Source organism: Prevotella sp. P5-50, assembly GCF_002251295.1.
Taxonomy (GTDB): domain Bacteria; phylum Bacteroidota; class Bacteroidia; order Bacteroidales; family Bacteroidaceae; genus Prevotella.
The window spans coordinates 42,082-61,403 of record NZ_NPJA01000013.1; the positions used below are offsets into that span (position 1 = coordinate 42,082).

Here is a 19,322-nt window from a genome sequence, read left to right on the forward strand (position 1 = left end):
TTTTATAGTTTAAAGACGATAGGTATGCACACCTTAGTGCGACATGGCTTGCCGTTCTGAATGCCAGGTTTCCATCTTGGCATCTGTTTTAGTACTCGTAGTGCTTCATCGTCACATTCTTTCGACAACGACTGATGGATGGTTATTCCCGTGATTTTTCCATCTTTCTCCACATAGAAGAAAGCCACCACCTTGCCTTGTGTTTTGCGACTTTGTGCAACTTTTGGATAGGTCAGATTACGTGTAAGCCACTTCATCAGTTCTACGGCACCCCCAGGAAACTGTGGAAGATCTTCCACAATACGAAACATTAAGGGATTGTTGTTAGGGTCGATACCCACAGGAGTTAGCACCTTTGGGTCTTCTGTATCCACCTGCTGTGGTACAGAAGAATCATCTTCCCCATTTTTATCGCCATCAGTATCGTCTTGCTCATTTTTCTCTTCATGAGCCAGTTCCACATTGTCATCCACCACTCGCAGTTGTTCACTCTCTTCTGCTTTGGCTCTGGCCGGTGGCATCTCAGCCATCTGCTGTTCGATGGACATAGGCACCAGTTCGTCTTCATGGACCAGTTCGCTGATATCCATATCTTCGTCTGTCTCCACATTGGGCATACTGTTCCATTCAAGTGAGACAAACAGCAGAGCCAACACCAGTACTAGTCCCAACAGGAAACCTGTGGTTCGCTGGTGATCGAGATCAACCTGTGGTATCTTTTTCTGTTCCATTTGTGCAAAGGTACGATTAAGTGAGCGAAAAACCAAATCCATTTGAGCTTTTCAGAACGTGAGTACCTAAAATCCGAAGGATTAAAGGTACGATTAAGTGAGCGAAAAACCAAATTCATTTGAGTTTTTCAGAACGTGAGTACCTAATCTGTCAACGCAACAATAGCATCACGACATTGTTCCATAAGCCATTTTGGTGTACTGGTAGCTCCACAAATGCCTACGGTTCCTATGCCTTCTAGCCATTCCGGTTGTATTTCCTCTGGTCCTTCTATGAGATGCGAATTGGGATTGATATGCAGGCATTCGTTATAGAGCACTTTTCCGTTACTGCTTTTCCGTCCACAGACAAACAGTATGAGGTCATGGTGTGTTGCAAACTGTGAGATATTAGGCATACGGTTAGCGACCTGTCTGCAAATAGTATCGAAACTCTGGAATACTGCATTAGGCTGAATATGTTCTTGAATATAGTCAATAATGCGGTGAAACTCATCGAGTGATTTTGTAGTCTGTGAGTACAGATAAATATCTCGTTCGAAATCAAGACACTTCACATCGTCGAATTTCTCAATGACGATAGCTTCGCCTTGAGTTTGTCCCACTAATCCAAGCACCTCTGCATGTCCATTTTTTCCGAAGATGACAATTTGTCCTCCGCCAGCCTCATATTGTTTTTTGATGCGTCTTTGCAACTGCAATACTACCGGACAGGTTGCATCTATAATTTCGATATTGTTTCGTTGTGCCAAGACGTAGGTTTCTGGCGGTTCGCCATGTGCTCTAAGTAACACTTTTACGTTGTGCAACTGTCTAAGGTCGTCATGGTTGATGGTGACAAGTCCCATCTGTCGCAATCGTTCGCATTCCATTCCATTATGAACGATGTCTCCTAAACAATACAACTTCGTTCCTTTAGCCAGTTCCTCCTCTGCTTTTTTTATGGCAGTAGTCACACCAAAACAAAAGCCGCTCCCTTTGTCTATTTCAATTTGGATTCCTCCGTCATTCCTTTTTACGGGAGACGTAGAGGAATCCTTTGTTTCACACGAATTGTTCATTTTCGGTTGTTCGTTCTTCATTTACCATTTTTGAGTTGTTCGAAATACAAATCGAGCAGATTTTGTGCAGCCACAAACGATGTCTGCTGTCCAGCCAAGACTTCCTTTTCTGCCTCTTGCATTCGTTTCTGTATGAGTGCATCATTATAGAAATTGAGTCGCAGATGCTCGTTGATACTTTCATACATCCAGTATTTAGCCTGCTCATTACGGCGATAGTTGAAGTATCCATTGTCTTTGACAAAGTCGATATACTCATAGATCATATCCCATATTTCCTTGATACCCAAGCCATAGAATCCACTATAACATAGTACCTTGGGCAGCCAACCACTCTCAGGCATAGGGAAGAAGTGTAATGCATTGCGGAAATTGGTTGCAGCCAGATGACATTTATCAACATTTTCGCCATCACACTTATTGATAACAATACCGTCGCTGATTTCCATAATACCACGTTTGATGCCTTGAAGTTCATCGCCCGTACCAGCCAACTGTATGAGTAAGAAGAAATCGACCATAGAATGACAAGCCGTTTCGCTCTGTCCTACGCCCACCGTTTCTACAAAGATTTTGTCGAATCCAGCAGCTTCACATAGGATAATCGACTCACGAGTTTTACGTGCCACTCCTCCCAAAGACCCTGCCGTTGGGCTAGGACGGATAAAAGAATCTGGATGAATAGACAGTTTCTCCATGCGCGTTTTATCTCCAAGGATACTACCTTTAGAGCGTTCGCTACTTGGGTCGATAGCCAATACTGCGAGTTTTCCCCCTTTCTCTTTCAGCACATGTATGCCAAACTCGTCGATAGACGTTGATTTTCCTGCCCCCGGTACGCCACTTATACCCACACGGATACTATTGCCGCTATAGGGCAGACACTTATTGATAACCTCCTGTGCCTTAGCCTGATGATCAGGATTGACACTTTCTACGAGTGTGACAGCCTGTGAGAGCACAGTCACATCGCCTTTTACGATACCCTCCACCATTTCGGCAGCAGTCAGCTCGCGGCGTTTGAATCTATTACGTTTGAGATAAGGATTGATGATAGACGGCTGCTCTACGCCACCGTTCACTTGCAGTCCTACAAATTCTGCGTTGTTTTCGGGATGTTCCATATATCGATAATTATGGGTTACGAATATTTTAGTCAATAATAGTTTCTTTTACATTGTAATGCCTCACATGCTTTTCCGTTAGGCTGACTATCAAGTTGCGCTAACCGGTATCACGACTTTCGAGTGGTCTGGATCGTTGGTAATCATCAGAATACGTGGTTGTGTACGTGCCTTTTTGATTTGGTCGCGCAATACAGTTATCTTCAAGCGTGCGGTTTCTCCCGGTTTAAGAATTCGCTTATTGAGCGACACACGCAATCCTACGGTAAAAAGTTGTATGGACGAGATTTTCAATTCGCTTCGTCCTGTATTTGTTATGTTGACGACATCACTCTTTTTTGATTTTCCTGCCATTACCACGTCCACCTTCTCTTTCGACAATTGCATGTTTGGTGCAAACTTTCTAAGTTCAGATGTCATTCCCTCGAATGCTGGCAGCAATACTGTAGATACTCCAACGAGATTGTCTGCCGTAGCTTTATCGCCCGGATTAGTTGCGAGATAGATGCTTGATTGCGTCAATCCGAATCCTCCGACCTTTTCCGACTGCAACGTGACCGATATGGTTGCGGTACGTCCTGGGTTGATTTTCTCAGGGACGACAGTTGCAGAGAGATACGATGGCAGGTGCATAAGATTAGGACGGCATGGCTTGTCGCTGTTATTATATACTTGTATCTGCTGTATAGGATGTTCTCCTTTGTTGACGTTATCAAACTCCAGTTCATTTTTGTCGGTTCTCAATTCTCCAATCTCTATAGGGAAATTGCACGACACATCTTGATAGTCTGCCAGCACGACACCTTTCATACGTATATATACAGGTTTCTTAGTACCATTACTGATAATAGCTGCCTGCTTGTCGAAATGTCCAAGCATCCGTGCATCGTATGTCATCCGTATCTGGAAGCGTTCTCCCATACCAACCACGGTCTTAGGATATTCTACTACTGTACAGTTACAATCTGGATCTACCTTTTCGATTTTCAGTCGTCTTATGCTTTTGTTTCTGAACTCGAAGACAGCAGTAACGGGTTGTTGGAATCCTGTCTTACCCACATCTATTGTAGTTTTCTGGGCAATCAGTTTCTGTGCCATAGCCCCGAAGGGCAGCATTGTCATCAGGCAACAGGCTGCAAGCCATCGCCATCCATTTGTTGTCTTTCTTTTGTTTTTTAAAATCATTATTTCGTTTTTTATTATTCAATATTGAGTGTCATCGAAGCGCCAGTTGCTTGGTATTCGGGGGCATAGGCACATTGTGCCGTACAAGTTCCCGTTTCATAGCATCCCGCTCTATCAACATAGTATTCTGTTTCTATCACATGTTTGCCTTTTGGCAGTTTTTCAAAGAAATAATGTGTGGCTCCATCCTTAGGTGCGCAATAAGCTCCGCGAAGGTATCCTGACAATTGACCGACAGGTTCGAGACATGCCGCCCGCTTTTCCACCACCTCAACGAAGTCGAGGTTGCGCTTTGTTTCAATGGTAATACGCACCTTGATACGGTCGCCCACGTGCAACATGCTTGGTCCGCCCACCAATTGACGCTCTATGGTCAACGCCCCATTAGTTGCAGTAATTTGCTTAATGGGCTGTAAGGACTGTGCATAGACCGCTCCCCACGAAGCGTTATTGTCTGGCTTACGGATGGTGAGAGTCTTACCTTCCGATGGTTGAATAGTTGTTTTCACATAGCCCATTCCTGCAGTAGCCTTAGGCAGTTCCAATGGCTTCCCGTCAATCTCCATCTGTACCGGCTGTGGTGTTGCCAACACCTGTTCATTCCCTTGCAAGAACGCATAGATGGCGTTAACCGTATTGATAGGAGTATCCCATTGTTGGGTACGTTTCTGCTGAAGTAGCCAACGTCGCATCTCTTCGATGGTTGTTTCGTCATCGGGAGTCACCATGTGCAAGGCCTCGATAGCCGCAACCTCCGTAGGAATCTTATAACTATACCACGAATTGAATGCCCGTGGTGTATCGAAATAGCGCCCCACCTCTTTGTTATAGACTGAATATTCCTTGATGCTCTTCACATCGTTGGCTGCCTCCGTATGCAAACCTTGCTGATGAAGGATTATGGCCTGCGTTGCCTTTCCATAGATGCTTATGCGCTTCGATTCTTTGCGCAATAATGTTATAAGATAGTCGCTTGCCTTGCGAACCGATGTTGAAAGTTGGCGCTTGCTTATAGCGTTGACATAGAGCCAACGGAAAGCATTATCTCCAGGGAACGTAATGCGCTCACGTTTTGCCTCTCTGCGTTTGAGTTCTGTCACGGTTTCAAGCATTCTCTTGTCCATATAGTCCATGGCTTTACGCAGTAAGAGATTAGTTCTACTATCTTCGCCGGTCAGGAGCGACAGACGTGCGAGCATCTGTGCCACCTCCATCGTAATATAGTCGTTGGAGCGCATACTTTCATACCACGCGAAGCCTCCATCCGCATTTTGCAGACGTTGCAATTGTTGTCGGTTCTGCTCCAGTCTGTTGCTGACATTATAGTCGTTGAAGAAGTCTGCCAACTGACGTTTTTGTTCGCGTTCATTATCTGCTTCGATCGCCCATGGTGTTTCATCGAGCAACAGGTCGCGGAGTTCTTGATTCTTCATCAGTTGCGCTTGGAGCGAGTTCGTTTCTTCTGTTTCGCGGCGCCATAGTTCAAACACATGCTTTACCTGCGGCAGTCGGTCAACAAGTGACTTGGCGAGGAAATTGGAATAATAGGCAGCCGCTTGTCCAATAGCACTTTTCTCTGAGGGCTGTCCTGCTGCCGCTAACGCCTGAACCATCATCCACACAGGGTTGTTGGTATATTCTATTGTCAATTTGCGATGTGTTGCTGTTTTGGCAAATAGTTTGTCGATATTCAGCGTCATGCCTCCGGCTTCGTATTGCGTGATAGGTTGTGTCACGATGACACGTTCGGTAGCTGGAAGCACAGCCAAATAGCGCTGTTCACCATCCGAATGGTTTTGTCCATTGGCGATGATGCGACAAATGAGGAGCGGGTGATTCCCGTCTGCCTGATAGTGGAATGTCGCAGAAGTGTTTTTTCCAGCATCGACACTAAATGTGGTATCTTCTGTATAAACCACTTTTTCGGTTTCAGCGTCAAGCAGTTCAAGTCGCACCGTTCCTGTCTCTACACTATTGCTGAGATTAGCAATGCGCACATTCCACTGGCTATTGTCGCCCTCACGAATAAACCGTGGCAGATTGGTCTCTACCATGAGTTGTTTCTGTGCCACAATCTCACTCTCAATATATCCAGTACGGATGTCTTTGGTATGGGCTACTCCCATGAAGCGCCACGTGGTGAGCGTCTCAGGCATGGTGAAACGAATAGTTACCATACCTGCTGTATCTGTAGCGAGAGTTGGATAGAAGAATGCTGTTTCTGTCATGTTCTCGCGGAGGGCAACAGGCTTGTGCGTATTGTTTTCGTCAATTTTCGCCATTCCTGAGTCCTTCATTTTCGATTCCATAACAACACTCTCCATGCGGTCTGCACTTTCTTCTACAGCCTCATATACTCTCCCCACCTGTTTGGCCATTTCCTTCATTCTTATTCCATTTGTAGCGAACGAGCGCAACACCATTCCCATCATGCGATAGGGATAGACCGAATGATCGAACACGCCAACTGAGCGAATATCGTTTACAACATAGGGACAGGGAAGACTGTAATCGAGAAAAAGGCTGGAACTGTATAAGATTCTCCAGTTGCCATACGGCACTTGATAATAAATGCGGGGAGTGAACGACCATTGGTGTTTGGCGAGTGCATCAAGACTTTTATCGTATAGCACAGCCATGAGTTGTGCCGTTGCCGAACGTCCTTTGCTGTCTGCGACATGCAGTCTCCACTCTTCCTGCTGACCAGGGAGCAGACGGTTGCGGAAGGTTTCCCATCGCAGAGTCAATTTATTGTCTGGTTCCGGTGCATACAAAGTGGTTGTATGGCGATGATATTTTCCATTTTTCACCCATACGAACGAGAGCTGGATACCGTCGCCATATTCCGGTTTGTAGGTCAGTTTGCGATTCCACAATGTGCCGTTTTCACGGCGGAAACCTTTTTCCACCACTTTATTGGCAACACAGATCTCGTAGGCCATATAGACGTCTGCATCAGAAGAACCCACTTGTAGGGTTACCGGACTACCGTCAGCTGGGAAACGATCGTGACTCACATAAAACCATTCGTCGGTCTGGACGGCAGGACGGTGGTCGTCGAGTGAGAACAACACAAAACCATGCTGCAAAGTATCGCCTTCGCATACGGCTTCGAGATGATGCTTGCCCGACGTATAAGCGGTCCATGATTGTCCAACCGTATCGTTGGCTTCTACGGTCTGCCATGGGTTTTGGTCAATACGGTATTTCATCTTTCCACCGATAGCTTGTCCGGCAGCATTGAAACGATTGATGCGCCATGGGGTATTTTGGTCTTTTCTGATTTTCGAAGGCAAGGTTGTAGTAAGCACAGAGGACCGTGTTCCCAACGGAAGCGACATAGTGGCTTGGCGGGTTTCTCCCTGCAAATCGGTAATATCTGCTTCTACAACAAACTGATAAAATCTTGGAGTTTTATCCTCTTTCTTCGATAATACTAATGGAACATTTACCTTCAATAGTCCATCGGCATCGGTTGTAGTTTCACCTGTTGCCACTACGCCATTATCGCCATCCATACTACGCCACCACCATGACTGCTGACGGCGCACTTGATAACGAACCTTTGCCTGCTGTACAGCCACACCCGAATAGGTTTTTGCTCTTGCACTCACAGTAATGGTGTCGCCCGCAGCATAGCGTTCCTTATACTCGTCAAATGCCACATCGAAGGTGGGTCGTTTATAGGTTTCAACACGAATATTCTGATTGCAACCGTCCATATTGAGTCGGCAATTGCCGGTGAGCATCTGTTCGGGCAATAGGAAATCGGAAGATGCCTTTCCATATTCATCGGTAGTCAGTTGCTTTTCAGCGATATTTCTGCCTCGTGCATCATAAAGTTTCAAGGTATAGGTTTTACCATTCAGCGCATGGGTCTGCTTGTCGGTTTCCACCCGATAGGCAATGGCTGCCACATGAACGGTTTGTCCTGGACGATAGATGGCACGGTCGGTGAAGAGTTCTACGATATTGTCGGCTGTAGATTGTCCACCATAGGGATAGCGCTCACTATAGAGTTTCGGGCAATATTTATCCTGTGCAGTATAGGCAAAAAGTGGAGTCCAATTGTCCTTGGAGGTGGCTGTACGAAATGCTTCGCCTGCTGCGTTGGTGGTCAACAACATGGCTTTTTTGTCGTCACCTATATGCAACTTAGCTCCCGCAACGGGCTGTCCGGTCGTGGCATTAACCACCACATAACGCATTTTTCCATCGGGTTGTGCAAAAATCATAGTACGCAAATTGCTGACGCAACACAAATGGCGCTGCACTTCTTTTGTTTCAGGAATAGAAAATTCCAATAGATAAATGCCTGCAGAAAGTCCTGCCAACGTCACGGAATCGTTGAAAAGTTCGTATTCAGGACGTGGCGCAAAGGTACGGGTTTGTGCGGCAGACTTCTGTTCTACAAGGCCTTGGCGTATTCTGCGATAGGCCTCATCGTTGATTTGTCCCATGATGCGCTCCTTACTGTCGCCCTGCAAAGTTGTGCGGTAAACCCGAAGTGTGAGCGATGTGAGGTGTCGAAGATTGCGCAATCTGATGGTTTGTGAAACATGTGGAATGAAAAGTGTTTCATCAATATTGGCAGAATATTGCGGCGCTGTTAGTTCATGACGAAACACCAGAAGCTCCTTCAAGCGACCGGCTGTTCCCCATCTTTCTATGGCTTGGTCGATATAAGCCACGGTCTGCATGGTAGAAGTCTCCTCATTGCGCATCATGCATCTGACACGCTCTACCGCAAGCCACCCTACTTCTTTCTCCTCCGCATAACGGCTGATGAGCGAATCAAGCGTAGCCACATCGTCCGCCGACTGACTTCGTTCTGCGAAATAGGCTGCCAAACATGCGGCACGACGGTTACCTGCTTGTTCATAGTAGGCTTGAGCCTCAGTCCACACATCCAATTCGCCTGCCACCACGCTGAGCATATCGTGACCAAAGCCATCTACTGTCTTTGCATCAAGCACAAATGGGGTGTAATCGGCTGTTGGAGTTTGCGCCAAAAGTACAGGATTTGCCATTGCCAAGTGCCTACAACTGTCGGCTTTGGCTTTCCAATCGTTTCCGAAAGCGGTTGTTTCCTGTTCGTAGATTTGACAGAGTACAACGCAACAAACGGCCCGAAGCACCTTATCGGCTGTAGTGCTGGCTATGTTTTCCAGTTTTTGCACCTCCGAGAGGAGCGAATCGGGAGTTATTTCAGTTTGCAATTTGGTTTGCAGGAGTGCTGAACGCAAAAAATTGCCATACGATTTTTCCTTCAAAGCCTTCTCACGAATAGGTTTCAGCTGTCGAATGGCAGTTTGCGGAAGATCTTTTTTCTGCGCTTCTTCCACCTGTTTCCACAACATCTGATAGGTCTGCGCCGACACGTTTGTCAGTACAGAAAATACCATTATGAGGAGTAAAAAGGCTAATTTCTTCATAGCACATGCGTTATTAGTAGCACAAAAGTACAAAGAAAAAGTCAAAACACAAAGTGTTTTAACACGAATGGCGAGTTTTTTGCCTTTATTATCAAATATACGAGCAACATGAGGACGATTTCTTTTGTTTCAATTCGTTTCACTTCTATACGGACGTTGATCAGTTTTGCCGTCCTTTACCCTCCCTTCAAACTCCAATTATTTTCCGCATGAAAATGGGACTTACTTGGGACTTACATGAGATTTACGGCATACTTTTGTAGGCCAAGCGCATCCCGAACACATCCCGAAGGCATCCCGAAGACAGAGCACATTAATAAACAGAAAATAGATACACTATTTGAGCCATAGAGCAAATGGCTCATAAAGGAGGCTTCACTTTAGCCTTATGTTACAAAACAACAGGGTCTGCACCAAACCACGAGTCAACAAATAAAGGGTCATCGCACACCAAAGGCCATGATTTCCCCATAGTGGCATGAGCAATAATGCCGTAAAAAAGAACACCATAGCTGCGACAACCGATGAAATCAACATGGCTCGAGTAGCGGTAATTCCGATAAAAATACCATCCCAAACAAAAGCTGCCACTCCTGCCAAGGGTAAAAGATAAGCCCAACCCACATACGAGCGGGATGCTTTCACCACAGAAACATTATCCGTAAGAAGATGCAAAAACGGTTCGCCACCCACAATATATACAATCGAAAAGAGCAAAGCCAATGCTCCACCCCAACGGAAAAGTCGTCGCACCACATCATGGAAAGCATTTGCATCTGAAGCTCCCCAATAACGGCCTCCAAGGGCTTCACCTGCATAGGCAAATCCATCTAAAAAATATGACAACAGTAAGAATAGTTGCATCAAAAGTGCATTGACCGCAAGTACCACTTCGCCCTGACGTGCGCCAGCCGAAGTAAAGAACAAATTGACACCTACCAAGAACAACGTACGAAGGAAAATATCACGATTTACACGGAAATAGCGTCCCCATTCCGACCGCAACGATTGCCATCGAAAGCCACGACCCAGTCGGCGCCAAGACCTACGACCGCGAGACAAAAAGAATGACGGAGCCAACGACAATACAGCCACTATAAGTCCTGCATATTGTGCCACGACCGTTCCCAACGCCACTCCTTCTATTTGCATGTCGAGCGCATAGACGAAGAATAATGACGCACAGATGTTTACAACATTCTGAGCCACAGAAACCAGCATGGGAATGCGAGTATTCTGCATGCCGATAAACCACCCCGTCAATCCGTAGAGCGAAAGCACGGCAGGAGCTCCCCATACCGCAATATTGAAATAAATTTCTGCCAGTTGACGGACGCCTTCTCCGGGGTGGATCAACATCAACATCAGTTCACGCAACGGCCATTGAAAAACCAACAACAACGAAGCAATAGACAACGAAACCGCTACCGAGCGGCCCAACAACCTGACAATATCCTCCACCTGACGACGGCCACGAGCCTGGGCGGTCATTCCAGACATTCCCATGCGCAAAAATCCGAACACCCAATAAACCAGATTAAAAATCATACTACCCACCGCAATAGCGCCAATAAACGACGCACTCCCCATATGGCCCACGATGGCAGTATCTACCAAGCCAAGAAGCGGGACGGTAATATTGGTAACAATAGCCGGCAGAGCTATCTGAAGTATATTTTGGTCTGTCTTTGAAAGTTTCATACATGCAAAGGTACTATCAAAAGAAGAAAAAACACGAAGAAAAATCATTTTTTTCTTTGCATTTAGCCGACTATATCGTAACTTTGTAGGCAATTAAATCTATATTACTACTATGATTACTCCAGAACTGCTCCATCCACAGTCAATTGTTGTCATCGGTGGTTCAAACAATGTCCACAAGCCAGGAGGTGCCATCGTGCGTAATATCCTGCAAGGCAACTATCAAGGCACACTACGTATTGTCAACCCAAAGGAAGACGAAGTACAAGGCATCAAAGTGTTTCACGATGCTAAAGAACTGCCACCTACAGAACTCGCCATACTGGTGATTCCAGCAAAACTATGCCCAGAAAGTGTGGAACTGCTTGCCAGCGAAAAAGACACAAAAGCCTTTATCATCATATCGGCTGGCTTTGGTGAAGAGACAAAAGCTGGAGCTGCAAGAGAGCAACGCATACTCGACACCTGTGAGCGATATGGGGCAGCACTCATCGGCCCCAACTGCATCGGACTGCTCAACAGAAATCATCATAGTGTGTTTACAAAACCTATCCCATCGCTTAATCCACAAGGTGTTGATTTCGTCAGCGGTTCGGGAGCTACTGCCGTATTCATCTTAGAGAGTGCCGTTATCAAAGGCCTACAATTTAACTCGGTATGGTCGATTGGCAACGGTAAACAAATCGGTATAGAAGACGTGCTTCAATACATGGACGAACACTTCGACCCTAACACCGACTCGAAAGTCAAACTGCTCTATATCGAAAACATATCCAACCCCGACAAACTGCTCTTCCATGCCTCATCACTTATTCGCAAAGGATGTCGCATTGCCGCTGTCAAAGCTGGAAGTAGTGAAAGCGGAAGCAGAGCAGCATCAAGCCATACAGGTGCCATTGCAAGTAGCGACTCGGCAGTAGAGGCACTCTTCCGTAAAGCAGGCATCGTGCGCTGCCATTCACGTGAGGAACTGACCACCGTGGGATGTATCTTCACCTTGCCACCATTGGCGGGCAAACGCTTCGCCATCGTCACCCACGCAGGAGGACCAGGCGTAATGCTGACCGATGCATTATCTAAAGGCGGACTGGAAGTTCCCAAGTTGGAAGGTCCTGTAGCAGAGGAACTCAAGAGCCAGTTGTTTGCAGGTTCGTCAGTAGCCAATCCTATCGACATATTGGCAACAGGAACCCCAGATCAATTGGGTATTACACTCGACTATTGCGATCAACGTTTCGACAATATCGATGCCATTGCTGTGATATACGGAACACCAGGTCTGACCACACTCTATGAGGCCTACGAGGTACTACACAAAAAGATTAGCGAGTGTAAGAAGCCTATCTTCCCCATCCTACCCAGTCTGCATACCGCCGGACCAGAAGTGGCTGAGTTCTTGGCAAAAGGTCATGTAAACTTCAGCGACGAGGTGACTTTGGCTACTGCCCTCTCACAAGTGATGCGTACACCACAGCCAGCACCACCTGAAATAGAACTCTTCGGCGTGGATGTGCCTAAGATACGCGAAATCATTAGCGGTATTACCGACAACGGATATGTGTCACCCGACATCGTCCACCAACTACTGGAATGTGCCGGAATACCGATGGTACCCGAAATGGTAAGCGACGACAAACAAACTCTAATCGATTTTGCCAACCGCACAGGATATCCAGTAGTGGCGAAAGTAGTAGGACCCGTACACAAGAGTGATGTGGGCGGTGTGACACTCAACATCCGCACTCCTGAACATCTGGCATTGGAGTTTGACCGCATGATGAATATCAAAGATGCGCAAGGCGTCATGGTACAGAAGATGCTGAAAGGTACCGAACTCTTCATCGGCGCTAAGTATGAAGAACGATTCGGACACGTAGTGCTCTGCGGATTGGGCGGTATCTTTGTAGAAGTATTGAAAGATGTACAAAGCGGACTTGCACCGCTATCATACGGCGAAGCATACTCGATGATACGCTCGCTACGTGGCTATAAAATCATCAAAGGCACACGTGGACAACAAGGCATCAAAGAGCAGAAGTATGCAGAAATCATCGTGCGCTTATCTACACTACTGCGCTTTGCCACAGAGATAAAAGAGATGGACATCAACCCACTACTGGCTGACGCCGACGATATAGTGGCTGTAGATGCAAGAATACTTATAGAAAAATAACGAAATAAATAATATTAACAACTATCAAAATCAATTGACGATGGAAAACAAGCTCTATGGTCACTACAATGACCAACAACGTGAGTATGTCATCACAGACCCTAAGACCCCGTTTCCTTGGATAAACTATCTGGGCAACGAAGACTTCTTCTCACTCATCTCTAACACAGCAGGTGGATACAGTTTCTACAAAGACGCTAAGTTCCGCCGCATCACACGTTACCGCTACAACGGCGTACCAATGGACAACGGAGGACGCTACTTCTACATCAAGGATGGCGATACCGTGTGGAACCCAGGATGGAAGCCTTGCAAAACACCACTCGACTTCTACGAGTGCCGGCACGGTATGAACTACACACGCATTACTGGTGCAAAGAACGGTATAGAAGCCAGCGTACTATTCTTCGTTCCATTAAAGACATGGGCTGAAGTACAGCGCGTAACCTTGAAGAATACCACCAACGAAACTAAGCGTATCAAGCTCTTCTCGTTTGCTGAATGGTGTCTGTGGAATGCGGCTACCGACATGGAGAATTTCCAACGCAACTGGTCAACAGGTGAAGTGGAGATTGACGGTAGCGTTATCTACCATAAAACAGAATACAAAGAGCGCCGTAACCACTATGCATACTATGCTGTGGCTAATTCTAAAATCGACGGATATGATACAGACCGTGAGTCGTTCATCGGACTATACAACGAATTTTCAAACCCACAATGTGTCATGGCTGGCAAGCCAAGCAACAGCCTGGCACACGGATGGAGCCCTATTGCCTCACACTATATCGAGGTTGAACTGAAACCGGGTGAGACCAAAGACTATATCTTCATCCTCGGCTATGTAGAAAACGAACAAGACGAAAAGTTCTGCAAGGAAGATATCGAGCGCAAGAAAAAAGGTGAACTCATTTCTTCACAGGATAGCGACGTGACACTCGTCAACAAAACCAAAGCCAAGGCTACCATCGAGCGCTTCGCTACCGTAGAGGCTGTAGAGGCTGCTTTTGCTGAATTGCGCACCATGTGGGACGAACTACTCGATAAGTATGTAGTGAAGAGCGACGACGAGAACTTGAACAGAATGGTCAACATCTGGAACCAGTACCAATGTATGATTACCTTCAACTTCTCACGTTCTGCGTCATTCTTCGAAAGCGGCGTAGGACGTGGAATGGGATTCCGCGATTCCAACCAAGATCTTGTTGGCTTCGTTCATCAAGTACCAAGTCGTGCACGCCAGCGCATTATCGATATTGCATCAACACAATTCCCCGACGGAGGATGCTACCACCAATACCAACCACTCACCAAGCGCGGCAACAACGACATCGGTGGCGGTTTCAACGACGACCCCATGTGGCTCATCTTCGGTACAGTTGCTTATATCAAAGAGACGGGCGATTTCTCAATTCTCGACGAAATGGTACCTTGGGACAACGAGCCTGGAACAGAAGTCACACTATTTGAGCACCTGAAAATATCATTCAACCACGTAGTCAACAACCTCGGTCCTCACGCTCTACCACTCATCGGACGTGCCGATTGGAACGACTGTCTCAACCTGAACTGTTTCTCATGGGATCCCAACGAGAGTTTCCAAACTACCGAAAACAAGACAGAAGGTTCAAAGGCAGAATCCCTCATGATTGCCGGCCTCTTTGTACTCTGCGGCAGACAGTATGTAGAACTCTGCAAACAGATTGGCAAGCCAGAAGAAGCAGATCGTGCACTCGGACATATTAATAATATGGTGAAGGCCGTAAAGGAACACGGATGGGATGGCGAATGGTATCTGCGTGCATACGACTTCTATGGCAACAAGATTGGTTCTAACGAAAACGAGGAAGGAAAGATATTTATCGAGTCACAAGGATTCTGCACCATGGCAGGCATCGGACTTGAAGAAGGCATGTGCGACAAAGCAATCGACTCCTGCAAGAAATATCTCGACTGCGAACACGGTATGGTGCTCAACAATCCCGCATACACCACCTATCATGTGGAAATGGGTGAGATTTCTTCATACCCCGCAGGATATAAAGAGAATGCAGGTATCTTCTGTCACAACAACCCATGGGTTATCATCGGAGAAACTGTTGCAGGACGCGGTAACGATGCATGGGAACTCTTCCGCAAGATTTGTCCTATGTACATCAAAGACCAAGACCTCCACAAGGTTGAACCATACGTCAACTGTCAGATGGTGGCAGGTAAAGATGCTGCTAAACCCGGTGAAGGAAAGAACTCATGGTTGACCGGTACTGCCGCATGGATGTGGTACACAGTCAGTCAGTTCCTATTGGGTATCAAGCCTACATACGATGGTATTGAAATCGATCCTTGTCTCCCATCAGACATGAAGGAATATAGCATCAAACGTATTCTGCGCGGAGCCGAATTTGACATCGTAGTCAAAAACCCACGCGGAAGCGAGAAGGGCGTGAAACAGATTACCGTTGATGGTCAACCCATCGAAGGAAACGTCATCCCCTGCACAGCAGGTAAGCACGCTGTAGTTGTGGAAATGGTATAATACACAACAATCAATAGGCCACGGTATCCAATTCAAATAGAGCATCGTAATTAGCAATCAAGCTATCCCAACAGTTGCTCGATACAATGGTCGATCTAACTTAAGAGCCAGTCTGAACAACATCAGACTGGCTCTTTCTTCAGCATATAGTCAACTGGAATTCCGATTATTTACCTAGTTCTAACCAATTGGCAAGCATAGCATGTCCATCGGGAGTCAGTACACTCTCTGGATGAAACTGAATGCCGCGAATGTCATACTGCCTATGGCGAAGTGCCATAATCTGACCGTCATCGCTCTCGGCAGTTATTTCTAAGCAATCAGGAAAATTCTCACGATCAACCACCCATGAATGATAACGTCCAACTTCTATGCGACGAGGCAATCCGCGGAATATCGGATCATCTGCCACAATACTGCAAGGAGTGGCGATTCCATGATACACTTCCGAAAGATTGGCCAACTTACCACCAAACACTTCGCCAATAGCCTGATGACCCAGACACACACCAAGTATAGGTTTGCGACCAGCATAATGACGAATAACTGCCAGCAACAAACCTGCCTCAGAGGGAACACCCGGTCCGGGACTGAGGATAATCTTATCGTATTGTTCCAGTTGTTCCAATTGAAACTGGTCGTTACGTACTACGCTGACTGTTGCTCCCAACTCCTTCAACAAATGAGACAGATTGTAGGTAAACGAGTCGTAGTTGTCAATAATCACTATATTCATAATTCTTCTGCCATTCGGATGGCCTTGACAAGGGCACCCAGTTTATTATTACATTCTTCTAACTCATAGTTGTCATTACTCTTGGCAACCACACCACTTCCAGCCTGGAACCACAGTTCGCCATTGCGACTGATAAAGGTTCGGATGACAATAGCTTGGTTTAAGTCGCCATTGAGCGATATACTACCTATACATCCGCCATAGGCTCCACGATTATGGGGCTCCAGTTCGCTTATAATCTGCATGGCACGTACCTTAGGCGCACCACTCAATGTACCCGCAGGAAAAGTATCGATAAAGGTACGGATGGTATTAGCTCCCTCGTCAAGCGTACCGCTAACACGGCTGACAAGATGAATGACATGACTGTAGAACTGCATATCCTTATAGAAATCAACTTTGACATCATGACAGTTGCGGCTCAGATCATTACGTGCCAGATCAACCAACATGACATGTTCGGCATTCTCCTTTGGGTCGTTACGTAGAAACTCGGCATTCTTCCGATCCTGTTCTGTATTGCCTGTACGACGGGTTGTGCCAGCAATAGGGTCTATATAAGCCTTATTGCCCACGATGCGGTTATGGGTTTCGGGTGAGGAACCGAAGATACGAAACCCACCGAAATCAAAGTAGAACAAATAGGGCGAAGGATTGATGCTACGCAAAGCGCGATACAGTTTGAAGTCATCACCCTCATAGCGCTGTACAAAACGGCGACTGACCACTATCTGAAACACATCTCCACGCATACAATGTTCCACACATCTACGGATGTTAGCCTTATGTTCCTCATCGGTCAACGTAGATGTTGTATCGCCAACAGGATGAAAATCATAGGCTTTGACCGACGCCTTGTTGATGGCGCGCAGCAACATATCCATCTCAGAAGTATCATCAGGTCGTTCGCCAAGTGTGACAAGCGTCATGGTATTGTTAAAATGGTCGAACACAATAACATCGCGGAAGAGCACATAATAGATATCTGGGGCATCATTTTTCTCCATCGTTGTGTCACGCACAGCAATATTCTCAAAATAGCGCACAGCGTTAAACGACGTAAAGCCATAGAGTCCACAGTATTCCTGTCCTTCTCCACAAACGTGAAACGAATGTATAAAACGGTCAATGGCATCGGCGATAGCCAGTTTGCAACGGTCTCCATCATCGGTTCGTGGTAGCGTTTTCTGTTGGTTGGTACCATCGGGATATTTACAGGTCACCACTCCATGTCCTATAGCAATACTTGCCAAAGGATGAACACCAATAAACGAACGCGCATTGTCATTAGCATGATAGTCAGAGCTCTCCATCAGCGCCGACTGTGGATAGAGGTCTCGCAAGCGCATATAGACCCCAACGGGTGTATGCAGGTCGGCCAGAATATGCCGACAATAGGTTGTATAGTTAAAAGTTTCCATATTCTTTAGCCATTGATTTGTTACTGAGATAGGTTTCCACATCCTTATCACCGCGTCCGCTGACGGTCAGCACTACCACATCATCGGGTTTGAACAAATGTTTCATCTTGGCAAGTGCCGCAACAGCATGAGCACTCTCAATAGCAGGAATAATACCCTCCATACGAGTCAGTTCATAACCGGCATAGATGGCCTCATCATCATTAACAGCCAAAATATGGCTTCTGCCACGCGTTGCTAAATCTGCATGCATCGGTCCAATACCAGGGTAGTCCAGTCCGGCACTAATGGTAAAGGCCTCTTTAATCTGTCCACCATCGGTCTGCATCACCAAAGTTCGTGCGCCATGTATGATTCCCTCGGTACCACAGTGCATTGTGGCAGCAGTATAGTCGGTATCAATACCATGTCCGGCGGCCTCAGCCAGATAGATTTGCACGCGGTCGTCATCAATATAATGGTAGATAGTACCTGCGGCATTTGAACCACCTCCCACACAAGCAATAAGATAGTCAGGATGGTCACGACCAACCTTTTCTTCCAATTGTACTTTGAGTTCCTCACTGATAACACTCTGCAAACGGGCAACGATATCAGGATAAGGATGTGGTCCCATCGTGCTACCTACTATATAGAAGGTATCTTGCGGATGACAACACCAGTCGCGAATAGCTTCTGAACAAGCATCACTCAATGTCATATTGCCAGTACGTACAGGATGTACTTTGGCGCCCAGCATGCGCATACGTTCCACATTAGTATGTTGACGCTCTACGTCAGTTGCTCCCATGAATATCTCACACTCCATATTCATCAGGGCACATACCGTTGCCGTTGCCACGCCATGCTGTCCAGCACCGGTTTCAGCAATAATGCGCGTCTTCCCCATACGCTTAGCCATCAGAATTTGTCCCACGGTATTATTAATCTTATGTGCACCAGTATGGTTCAAATCCTCACGTTTCAGATAGAGTTGGCAACCATATCGTTCGCTCATGCGCTTAGCATAGTACAGAGGTGACGGACGTCCTACGTAATCACGCAACAGCGCATAGTATTCGCGGCGAAAGTCCTCACTTTCCAGAATAGGGCGATAAGCCTGCTGCAAATCAGTTACACATTTATATAAGATTTCGGGAACGTAGGCTCCGCCAAACTTTCCGAAGAATCCTTTCTCGTCAACTTGATATTTCATATTGTATAGATGTTATAGTATGGA

Annotated in this window: 11 protein-coding genes; 2 read left to right on the plus strand and 9 right to left on the minus strand. The window is 46.4% G+C overall.

Features of this window, described 5'->3' with window-relative positions:
• Positions 1-2: 2 nt before the first annotated feature.
• From CIK88_RS01950 to CIK88_RS01975, 6 genes are all read right to left on the minus strand, one after another.
• Positions 3-731: an energy transducer TonB gene (locus tag CIK88_RS01950; RefSeq protein ID WP_158214624.1), complete on the minus strand. Its 729-nt coding sequence runs from the start codon at positions 729-731 to the stop codon at positions 3-5.
• A gap of 143 nt (positions 732-874) precedes the next feature.
• Positions 875-1,813 carry a 4-hydroxy-3-methylbut-2-enyl diphosphate reductase gene (locus CIK88_RS01955; RefSeq protein WP_254046305.1) on the minus strand — a complete coding sequence of 313 codons (939 nt, stop codon included), beginning with the start codon at positions 1,811-1,813 and terminating at the stop codon, positions 875-877.
• Entirely contained in the window at positions 1,810-2,916 is a 1,107-nt protein-coding gene (meaB, locus tag CIK88_RS01960) for a methylmalonyl Co-A mutase-associated GTPase MeaB (RefSeq protein WP_094434175.1), read from the minus strand. Before meaB ends, CIK88_RS01955 begins: the two co-directional genes overlap by 4 nt.
• A 90-nt stretch (positions 2,917-3,006) precedes the next feature.
• A complete protein-coding gene (locus CIK88_RS01965) occupies positions 3,007-4,101 on the minus strand; it encodes a DUF1573 domain-containing protein (RefSeq protein ID WP_094434177.1) in 1,095 nt (364 codons plus the stop codon).
• 14 nt (positions 4,102-4,115) lie between these two features.
• Positions 4,116-9,536, minus strand: a complete 5,421-nt coding sequence (locus tag CIK88_RS01970) for an alpha-2-macroglobulin family protein (protein WP_094434179.1) — start codon at positions 9,534-9,536, stop codon at positions 4,116-4,118.
• Positions 9,537-9,911: 375 nt separating this feature from the next.
• Positions 9,912-11,237, minus strand: coding sequence for an MATE family efflux transporter (locus CIK88_RS01975; RefSeq protein ID WP_094434181.1), 1,326 nt, complete (start codon positions 11,235-11,237; stop codon positions 9,912-9,914).
• 112 nt (positions 11,238-11,349) lie between these two features.
• Between CIK88_RS01975 and CIK88_RS01980 the strand changes: the two genes are divergently transcribed.
• Entirely contained in the window at positions 11,350-13,410 is a 2,061-nt protein-coding gene (locus tag CIK88_RS01980; RefSeq protein WP_094434183.1) for an acetate--CoA ligase family protein, read from the plus strand.
• Between the two features lie 40 nt (positions 13,411-13,450).
• The gene (locus CIK88_RS01985; RefSeq protein WP_094390515.1) at positions 13,451-15,946 is read left to right on the plus strand and encodes a GH36-type glycosyl hydrolase domain-containing protein; all 2,496 of its coding nucleotides are present in this window, start codon (positions 13,451-13,453) and stop codon (positions 15,944-15,946) included.
• A gap of 166 nt (positions 15,947-16,112) precedes the next feature.
• Here CIK88_RS01985 and CIK88_RS01990 read toward each other — a convergent pair whose 3' ends face one another.
• Genes CIK88_RS01990 through trpB form a run of 3 tightly spaced genes read right to left on the minus strand, consistent with a single transcriptional unit; the run spans position 16,113 to position 19,298 of the window.
• Entirely contained in the window at positions 16,113-16,682 is a 570-nt protein-coding gene (locus tag CIK88_RS01990) for an aminodeoxychorismate/anthranilate synthase component II (protein ID WP_094390516.1), read from the minus strand.
• A complete protein-coding gene (locus tag CIK88_RS01995) occupies positions 16,679-18,103 on the minus strand; it encodes an anthranilate synthase component I family protein (RefSeq protein WP_094434185.1) in 1,425 nt (474 codons plus the stop codon). The genes CIK88_RS01990 and CIK88_RS01995 overlap by 4 nt, the downstream gene beginning before the upstream one ends.
• The gene (gene trpB, locus CIK88_RS02000; protein ID WP_094434188.1) at positions 18,090-19,298 is read right to left on the minus strand and encodes a tryptophan synthase subunit beta; all 1,209 of its coding nucleotides are present in this window, start codon (positions 19,296-19,298) and stop codon (positions 18,090-18,092) included. Before trpB ends, CIK88_RS01995 begins: the two co-directional genes overlap by 14 nt.
• Positions 19,299-19,322: the final 24 nt, after the last annotated feature.

Excerpts from the sequence above, each read along its gene's own strand:
- CIK88_RS01950 (WP_158214624.1), bottom strand. The coding sequence starts at position 731 with ATGGAACAGAAAAAGATACCACAGGTTGATCTCGATCACCAGCGAACC.
- CIK88_RS01955 (WP_254046305.1), bottom strand. The coding sequence starts at position 1,813 with ATGAAGAACGAACAACCGAAAATGAACAATTCGTGTGAAACAAAGGAT.
- meaB (WP_094434175.1), bottom strand. The coding sequence starts at position 2,916 with ATGGAACATCCCGAAAACAACGCAGAATTTGTAGGACTGCAAGTGAAC.
- CIK88_RS01965 (WP_094434177.1), bottom strand. The coding sequence starts at position 4,101 with ATGATTTTAAAAAACAAAAGAAAGACAACAAATGGATGGCGATGGCTT.
- CIK88_RS01970 (WP_094434179.1), bottom strand. The coding sequence starts at position 9,536 with ATGAAGAAATTAGCCTTTTTACTCCTCATAATGGTATTTTCTGTACTG.
- CIK88_RS01975 (WP_094434181.1), bottom strand. The coding sequence starts at position 11,237 with ATGAAACTTTCAAAGACAGACCAAAATATACTTCAGATAGCTCTGCCG.
- CIK88_RS01980 (WP_094434183.1), top strand. The coding sequence starts at position 11,350 with ATGATTACTCCAGAACTGCTCCATCCACAGTCAATTGTTGTCATCGGT.
- CIK88_RS01985 (WP_094390515.1), top strand. The coding sequence starts at position 13,451 with ATGGAAAACAAGCTCTATGGTCACTACAATGACCAACAACGTGAGTAT.
- CIK88_RS01990 (WP_094390516.1), bottom strand. The coding sequence starts at position 16,682 with ATGAATATAGTGATTATTGACAACTACGACTCGTTTACCTACAATCTG.
- CIK88_RS01995 (WP_094434185.1), bottom strand. The coding sequence starts at position 18,103 with ATGGAAACTTTTAACTATACAACCTATTGTCGGCATATTCTGGCCGAC.
- trpB (WP_094434188.1), bottom strand. The coding sequence starts at position 19,298 with ATGAAATATCAAGTTGACGAGAAAGGATTCTTCGGAAAGTTTGGCGGA.